Origin of the sequence: Paracoccus sp. UBA889 (assembly GCA_002294185.1) — a bacterium.
Taxonomy (GTDB): Bacteria; Pseudomonadota; Alphaproteobacteria; order Rhodobacterales; family Rhodobacteraceae; genus Paracoccus.
This window is the reverse complement of record DBFD01000021.1, coordinates 33,662-40,922: the sequence shown is the minus strand read 5'-3', so window position 1 is coordinate 40,922 and position 7,261 is coordinate 33,662. Positions and strand designations below refer to the sequence as shown.

Here is a 7,261-nt window from a genome sequence, read left to right as displayed (position 1 = left end):
CACGGTCACGTCTTCCGCTCTCTGGACCAGCGCATCGAAGACCGCGCGAATCCGAGACAGGGCACGGAATTTTTCGTGCGTGAGAACGAACACCGGCAGGTCCGCGAGCGTCATCTCGGGCAGGACGCACGCCAGTCGGGGCTCGGCCTGCGTGGGGGGGGGCGGCAGCAGGTCCGCTGGGGGGCTGGCCTGGCAACGAATGTCCGGTCAGAACCGCATCGCCGCGGCTGCGAAACGTCCAGGCGGGATGGCGGGCGTACCGACCGGGCCATTGCAGACCTGACCTGTCCGATCTGGGCAAGGCCCCTTGCCCGTCTGCTTGATGAACCGCAACGGATATCGGCCGTTCAAACGGGTGCAGTTCGCTGGCTTCTTCGACGCCATCGGCACGCAGATGACCGAGGGCCCCAGGCGCAAGGCACGGCTTTGGCGGCATGATCCGTGCGTGGGCCCGCCGGGCCGCATGACCTCGGCTGCGTCCGGCGGCCTGAAGAACGGATGCTGTTTTCTCCGACCCGGTCGCCGCAGCGCCGCCTGCGCGACCCCTCCAGGAGCATGTGCGACATTGCGGCGCGACATTGCCGCGCGGGTCATTCTCTGCTTGAACCTGTAGCCGGTTTAGGTTGTAGGCAGACCCTCGAATGAGGTTTCCATCCCTCCGTAGAGGCAAAAGGGACAGGGCATGAAAAGCATTTGCGGCGGGCGGCCTGCTGATCAGGACAGCGAACCGGGCCCTTGCCCATGAGGCGCCTGGTCATCGAGATACGGACGCAAGCGTCCTGCGGATGCTGTGGCGGCTGGAGCCCACTGATGCATAAGGCGCGATGCTGGCGGCATGGTTCTGGCGGGGCTCGACCGCAGCCCACGGGTCCGTGCCTCCCATCCCTGCAATCCGGGTCGCGCGTGCGCAATGATCTTTGAAACTGCAAGCCGCCGACGGTCGGACCCCAGAGACAGGGACACGCATCGAATCCCCCGGCCGCTGACGGCTGGCGGTTTTCGGCGATCCGTCGCCGGTGCGGTCGGCCCGGACCGGGTCACCGCATGAACGTCGCGATCCTCGACCCGCTAGGACCGAGCCTGTCTCCGGTCGCGCTTGCCGTTCTTGGCGGCGTCGCGTGGCTCTATCTGCGCGGCATGGGCCGGCCCCGCATCGTCGGCGAACAGGTCGGACCGGTCCGGCACGGCCTGTTCGCGGCCGGAATGCTGCTGTTGGCCCTGGCCTTCGAAGGGCCGCTGGCGGGCGCGGGGCAAAGCCTTTTCCTGGCGCATCAGGTTCAGCATCTGGTCATCCGGCTGCTGGGGCCGTTGCTGTTCATCCTGGCCTATCCCTGGCCGGTCCTGCGGGCGGGTCTGCCCCGGCCGGTTCGCCGCTGGCTCGGGCGGCGCAAAGACCATCCCGCGGCACAGAGCGCAGCGCGAGCCCTGTCCCGCGTCGGCACAAGCTTCGTCCTGCTGGTCGCGTCGCTCTATGTCTGGCAGGTGCCGGTGCTGCACAACGCGGCGGTCGCCATGCCGCCGCTGGCGCTTGTGGCGCATCTCGGCATGACGCTGGCGGGTCTGAACTTCTTTGCCGTCACGCTCGACCGGCGCAGCCCGCCCGAGGGCGCACCCCACGGAAAGCGGCTTCTGGCGCTGGTCGGTGTCATCGTCTCGAACATCCTGCTCGGCTCGCTCACCACGATGAAGGAGATGGTGCTCTATCCCGCATATGACGCCGCCGGACGGCTGTGGGATTTCGCGCCAATGGCCGACGAGGCGACCGGGGGTTACACGATCTGGGTTCCCTCGTCCTTCGTCATCCTGGCGGCCATCATCCTGGCCTTCAACGGCTGGAACCGGACCGAGGTCCGACGCTGGAACGCGCGGCACAACTGGAGCGGATCGAACTCGGCCGCGCTCGAATTTCCCGAAACCGCGTATGAGTTGCGACTGAAGGTGGCCGAGTCAAACCGCCGCATGGGTCGCACGCTGGCGCTGATTTCGGTCGCGATGTTCGCCACCGTGATCATTACCGGCGCGACAATCATCTACGCCTTCTAAGAGACCAAGATGCCGATCCCTGCACCCCGAACCGCCCGGCTTCGTCCGATCCGGCCCCGCGTCTTGCTGCCTGTTGCGGCCCTGACCATGCCTTCCGTCGCGCTGGCTCATGGCGGCGAAGGCCTTTCGGCCGCCGAAGCCTGGACGGCCTGGAACCTCACCCCCGAAATCAGCGGTCCGATCCTGCTGATCCTGGCGGTCTACCTGCGCGGCGCGTGGCGCCGCCGTTCCGTTACAGGACCGGTCCCGGCCCTGCGGCATGTCCTTTTCGGGGGTGGAATCCTGGCGCTGTTCCTGTCGCTGCAATCGCCGGTCGATCCGATGGGCGAACGGTTGTTTCTCGCCCATCAGATCCAGCATCTTTTGCTTCGGATGGTGGGGCCGATGCTGGTCGTTCTGTCGCGTCCTCAGGGCCTGCTGATCGCGGGCCTGCCGGAATTCCTGCGCAAGTGGCTGGTAGCGCCGCTGATGACCGACGGCGCGGTCTCGGGACTTTACCGCCGTCTGACCGGCCCGGTCACGGCATTCGTGATCTTTCTTCTATCGCTCTATTTCTGGCAGATTCCGCCGATCCACAACGCCGCCCTGCTTGATCCGGCGATCCACTGGACGATGCATCTGACGATGCTGGCGGGCGGGCTGGTGTTCTTCGCGATGATCTTCGACCGGCGCGACCTGCCCTCTGACCCGTCGCACTTTCTGCGTGTCGTGCTGCTGTTCGCGGCGATCGTGTCGAACATTCTTCTCGGCGCGATCACGGTTTTCAAGACCAGCATCCTCTACACCGCCTACGACATCGAGGGGCGGCTTTTCGGCATCGCGCCCTTGACCGACGAGACCGCCGGCGGCTTTATCCTCTGGGTGCCGGGCAGCATGATGCTGGTGATCGCCATACTGGTTGTCGTCTTCGACTGGAACCGGACGGAGGGAAAGCGGCTGCGGCGAGGTCGGGACATGGCCGGACCGGTCCGGGGTCCGGTTTCGTCCGGCGGCGACTATGGAAGAAGACCGGCCCGCGCGGCGACGGCGGCAAACAACCGTCTGGGTCTGCTTCTGGGCCTCGGGGTGCTGACGATATTCGGACTGATCCTCGGCACGGGTATCTTCATCCTGTCGGTCGGCTGACAGCCTGGTCGAAAAACGCCGGACGGGCGCGCGCGCGGGGCCGCAATCGGCGGCGGGGATCAGCGTCGTTCAGTGCATGTCACCAGCGGGATCGGCGACGCAGGATCGCCGGCAGCACGACCAGCGCGGCCGCCCCGGCGAGCCAGATGAGGATCAGGCCAGCCTTGGCCAGGACATGGACCGGGCCTATCGCCCAGCCGACCAGCCCATCGACATTCGCCGCGTCGCGCAACGCCGAAGCCTCGCGGCCAAGGCCGAACCAGCGCGCGAAACCGACGCCAAGATCGGTGGCGGAGCCGGTCATGCCCGCGGCCCAGGCCAGGACCGGATCGACCAGCGCCCAGAGGCCAAGCGCGAGAAGGCTCCAGACGATCAGCCCGCCCAGAAGGACCGCGCCAGCGATGCGCGGGCCGCGCGCCGGGGCGATGTCGCCGAAGCCGCTGCGGTCGTCGCCGTGGCCGCCCCTGCCGGCATCGCGATATCGGTCCCCGCGGCGCCCGTGTTTCCCGGATCGAAAGAGATGGTTTCCCATGCTGCCTCTGTCCTCACATATGGCTCGGATCCTCGGTCTCGGCCGCCTCGGCGTCCTCGACCTGGATCGTGGTGTGGGTGATGGCGAAGTCCTCTTTCATCGCCTTGCGGGCCGCGGCAAGCACATCGCTGCCGCGGGCCGGGTCGTCCACGACCAGATGACAACTCATCGCGTCGAGGCCCGAGGTCAGGGTCCAGACATGCAGGTCGTGCACCCCGGTCACGGCCGGAATTTCCGCCAGCCGCCGGCGCAGCAACTCGGTATCGACATGGGCGGGCGTTCCCTCCATCAGGATGTTGAGCGCGCCTTTCAGCAAGATCCAGGTGCGCGGCACGATGAACAGCCCGATGGCGGCGCCGATGATCGGATCGGCGATGGTCCAGCCGGTCAGCATCACAACCAGCGCGGCCAGGATCACCCCGACCGAACCCAGCATGTCGGCCAGCACCTCGAAATAGGCGCCCTTGAGGTTCAGGCTTTCCTGCGACCCGGCATGAAGCATCTTCATCGAGATCAGGTTGACGATCAGCCCCGCCACAGCCACCGCCAGCATCGGGCCGCCGAGGATTTCGGGCGGCGCGAAAAGCCGCGCCCAGGCCTCGCGCAGCACGAAAACGGTGACGATCAGCAGCACCACGGCGTTGACCAGCGCCGACAGCACCTCGGTGCGGACATAGCCGAAGGTCATCCGCGGCGTCGCCGGCCGTTCGGCAAAACGCACCGCGACCAGGGCCATGAACAGCCCGCCCACGTCGGTCGCCATATGCGCGGCATCCGCCAGAAGTGCCAGGCTGCCGGTCCACAGCCCGCCCACCACCTCGACGACGAGGAATGTTCCGGTCAGCGCCAGCGCCCAGCGAAGGCTGCCCTTGTGGCGGCTGGCAGAGGTTCCGCCGCCCTGTCCGCCACCGTGATCATGTCCCGCTCCCATGCCGGTCTCAGTCGAAGATTTCGCTGAGCCAGGATTTGCGGCGGCGGCCATGCTTGCCATAGCCGCTGCCATGGTGCCCGCCACCGTGCTTGCCATAGCCGCCGCCATAGCCGCGTTCTTCCGCATAGCCGCGCGGTTCGGCCGGTTCGGGCGCGCGCTGTGGCGCCACGTCCGCCGCACTGCGCTCGATGATCTTGTCGAGTTCGCCCCGGTCCAGCCAGACGCCCCGGCAATCGGGGCAGAAATCGATCTCGACACCCTGCCTGTCGGCCATGCTCAGCGGCACGTCACAGACCGGGCAGCGCATCTTGCCGCCTCCCCCTTGCGGGCCGCGCCCGGCATCATTCACGTCAGCCACCATCCGTCGATCCTCCTGTTCCGATCAGGGGCACGGCCGCCCCTTCGCTTTTCGTCTCCCCAAGATGGGATCTCCAGTAGCTTGAGGTTCAAGGGCCGCGGCAGAAATTTCCTGACGCGTCCCGAGGCCGGAGCTTCGCGGTGATACCGGTTCCGCGGCCTCAGCCGATCCTGCCCAACACGGGAAACGCATCCAGCATCCAGTAGGACAGCGCGCTCAGCTGGCCGGTCATCATCGCAACGCCCATCACGATCATCACCACGCCCGCGATTTGATGCAGGCGGCGCCCAAGCCGGCGGGCGCCGCGCAGGCGGCCGGCAAGGCCGTCTGTGAAGGCGGCCACGATCAGGAACGGCACGCCCAGCCCGATGGAATACACGCCCAGCAGCGCCACCCCCTGCCCGACCGTGGCACTGGCGGCGCTGGCGGTCAGGATCGCGCCCAGGATCGGGCCGATGCAAGGGGTCCAGCCGAAGCCGAAGGCAAGCCCGAGCACATAGGACGCCACCGGCTGCCCGCCCGGCAGATCAAGCTGAAAGCGAAAATCCCGCTGCATCGTCTGGATCCGCGCTGCGCCCAGCATGAACAATCCGAACAGGACGACGATGCCGCCGCCAATGATGTTCAACTCGTAGCGCCAGCGCAGAAGCGACTGGCCCAAAGCCGTGGCCGAGGCGCCAAGGATCATGAAGATCGTCGAGAAGCCCAGCACGAAAAACAGACTGAGCCAGATGGATTGACCACGGCTGGGCCGCGCCGCGCCGCCGACGGTTCGTCCGGCAATGTAGGAGACATAGCCCGGCACCAACGGCAACACGCAGGGCGAGGCAAAGGAAATCACGCCCGCCAGCAGCACGATGGTCAGGCCGATCAGGGAAAGGTCAGGCATGTACGGACTCTCTTTTCTTGCGGCGCCATGGTCGCCAGCCGGTGGCGTAGGAATAGGCGGCCAGCGGCACGACCAGCCACTGCATGAACGGACTGAGACCGGTATCGATTACCGGAATGACCGGCATCAGGTCGCGATAGGCCCAGGCCTGCCGGACCACGATGTTCAGCCATTCGCTGAAGATGGTGTAGCCGATCCCGAAGGCCAGAACGGCAAGAAGAACGCGTCCGGCACCCAGCCTTGGCCATTCCGAACTGCCAAACAGCAAAAGCGCCAGCACGATCGCGCTGAGCGCGATCAGCACGTCGCCGCCGGTGCAATGCAGCACCGCAAAGACCAGTTCCGGGGGCTTTGCGGTCAGCCAGATGGTATAAAGCGGCAGATGCGCGAATTCCCACAGAAGGTTCGCGGCGGCCAGAAAAAGAAGATAGCGCCGCAGCGCCACCCGCCAGTCGGGCCTTCCCGTCGGACAGATCGTCGTCATCATCGAACCAGTCGGACAATGTTGTCGTGCCGCGGCGGCCCGGGTGGCGGCGCGACGGTCAGGTCGTTGTCGCGACGGCTTGCGCCGAAAGGGCGTCCGCCGCGCGCAATCACGTGACCCGCGGGCACGGTGCGCGGCGCGTCCCGACCTTCAAGCTGCGACGGGCTCCGCGTCGCCTCCGCGACCGGCCATTGTTGCGGCAACGGCGGCATCAGATGCTTTCGTCGATCAGGGTCGACATCCGACGGGCCAGTTCCTCGGGCGGCTGGTCTCGCTCCTGGACGACGGTCTCGAAACGCCCGTCGGGCCGCATCAGATAGATGTAGCCGGCATGGGCCATCAGATAGCCATCGGGCGCCGTTTTTTCTTCGACCCGCGTGTACCAGGTCCGGAAACTCTGCGCGGCGTCTGCCACCTGCGCGTCGCTGCCTGTCAGACCGACGAGGCGAGGATGGAAATTCGAGACATACTCCGCCATCACGGGCACGGTGTCGCGGGCCGGATCGACGGTGATGAAAAGCGGCGCAACCTGTTCGGCCCTGGGTCCGAGAAGATCGAGCACGCTTGCCATATAGGCCAGGGTCGTCGGACAGATATCGGGACAATTGGTGAAGCCGAAGAACACAAGCTGCCAGCGGCCGGCGAAATCGGCCTCGGTCACGGCGGTGCCGGTCTGGTCGATCAGCGAGAATTCAGAGCGAACGTCCGCCTCTCCGACGGTCGTTGCCAGGGATGGCGGCGACGGGGTGTAGGCGCGCAGGATCAGCGCGCCGCCTGTCAAAAGCAGAAGCGCGGCCGCAGCAGCCAGGGTCGCCAGCCGAACATGGCGCAGGTTACGGGTCGTGGATGTCATGGTCATCTCATTGAAGGAAGGTTCCGCGCGGGCCCGGCTTCGGGCC

8 protein-coding genes are annotated in these 7,261 nt (G+C 66.5%); 2 read left to right on the top strand and 6 right to left on the bottom strand.

From position 1 onward, the window contains the following. Nucleotides 1–1,044: 1,044 nt before the first annotated feature. Both B4L36_RS03365 and B4L36_RS03360 read left to right on the top strand, forming a co-directional pair. Complete coding sequence (locus B4L36_RS03365) at nt 1,045–2,043, top strand: cytochrome c oxidase assembly protein (RefSeq protein WP_292952348.1); 999 nt, start codon at nt 1,045–1,047, stop codon at nt 2,041–2,043. A gap of 87 nt (nt 2,044–2,130) precedes the next feature. Continuing rightward, a complete protein-coding gene (locus tag B4L36_RS03360) occupies nt 2,131–3,168 on the top strand; it encodes a cytochrome c oxidase assembly protein (RefSeq protein WP_292952345.1) in 1,038 nt (345 codons plus the stop codon). Nucleotides 3,169–3,247: 79 nt separating this feature from the next. Here B4L36_RS03360 and B4L36_RS03355 read toward each other — a convergent pair whose 3' ends face one another. From B4L36_RS03355 to B4L36_RS03330, 6 genes are all read right to left on the bottom strand, one after another. Next, entirely contained in the window at nt 3,248–3,700 is a 453-nt protein-coding gene (locus tag B4L36_RS03355) for a hypothetical protein (RefSeq protein ID WP_292952342.1), read from the bottom strand. A gap of 13 nt (nt 3,701–3,713) precedes the next feature. Next, on the bottom strand, nt 3,714–4,631 hold the full coding sequence (locus tag B4L36_RS03350; RefSeq protein WP_292952339.1) for a cation diffusion facilitator family transporter: 918 nt from the start codon (nt 4,629–4,631) through the stop codon (nt 3,714–3,716). 7 nt (nt 4,632–4,638) lie between these two features. After that, nucleotides 4,639–4,938 (bottom strand): zf-TFIIB domain-containing protein, encoded by a 300-nt coding sequence (locus B4L36_RS03345; protein ID WP_292952444.1) that lies wholly within the window; start codon nt 4,936–4,938, stop codon nt 4,639–4,641. Between the two features lie 211 nt (nt 4,939–5,149). Further along, nucleotides 5,150–5,878: a cytochrome c biogenesis CcdA family protein gene (locus B4L36_RS03340; protein ID WP_292952336.1), complete on the bottom strand. Its 729-nt coding sequence runs from the start codon at nt 5,876–5,878 to the stop codon at nt 5,150–5,152. After that, complete coding sequence (locus B4L36_RS03335) at nt 5,871–6,362, bottom strand: hypothetical protein (protein WP_292952333.1); 492 nt, start codon at nt 6,360–6,362, stop codon at nt 5,871–5,873. Before B4L36_RS03335 ends, B4L36_RS03340 begins: the two co-directional genes overlap by 8 nt. A gap of 211 nt (nt 6,363–6,573) precedes the next feature. Beyond that, nucleotides 6,574–7,215 (bottom strand): SCO family protein, encoded by a 642-nt coding sequence (locus B4L36_RS03330; protein WP_292952330.1) that lies wholly within the window; start codon nt 7,213–7,215, stop codon nt 6,574–6,576. Nucleotides 7,216–7,261: the final 46 nt, after the last annotated feature.

What these genes read in the sequence shown, in the direction of transcription:
- B4L36_RS03345 (WP_292952444.1), bottom strand. Translation starts at nt 4,938, where the DNA reads ATGCGCTGCCCGGTCTGTGACGTGCCGCTGAGCATGGCCGACAGGCAG.
- B4L36_RS03365 (WP_292952348.1), top strand. Translation starts at nt 1,045, where the DNA reads ATGAACGTCGCGATCCTCGACCCGCTAGGACCGAGCCTGTCTCCGGTC.
- B4L36_RS03335 (WP_292952333.1), bottom strand. Translation starts at nt 6,362, where the DNA reads ATGACGACGATCTGTCCGACGGGAAGGCCCGACTGGCGGGTGGCGCTG.
- B4L36_RS03350 (WP_292952339.1), bottom strand. Translation starts at nt 4,631, where the DNA reads ATGGGAGCGGGACATGATCACGGTGGCGGACAGGGCGGCGGAACCTCT.
- B4L36_RS03360 (WP_292952345.1), top strand. Translation starts at nt 2,131, where the DNA reads ATGCCTTCCGTCGCGCTGGCTCATGGCGGCGAAGGCCTTTCGGCCGCC.
- B4L36_RS03340 (WP_292952336.1), bottom strand. Translation starts at nt 5,878, where the DNA reads ATGCCTGACCTTTCCCTGATCGGCCTGACCATCGTGCTGCTGGCGGGC.
- B4L36_RS03355 (WP_292952342.1), bottom strand. Translation starts at nt 3,700, where the DNA reads ATGGGAAACCATCTCTTTCGATCCGGGAAACACGGGCGCCGCGGGGAC.
- B4L36_RS03330 (WP_292952330.1), bottom strand. Translation starts at nt 7,215, where the DNA reads ATGACATCCACGACCCGTAACCTGCGCCATGTTCGGCTGGCGACCCTG.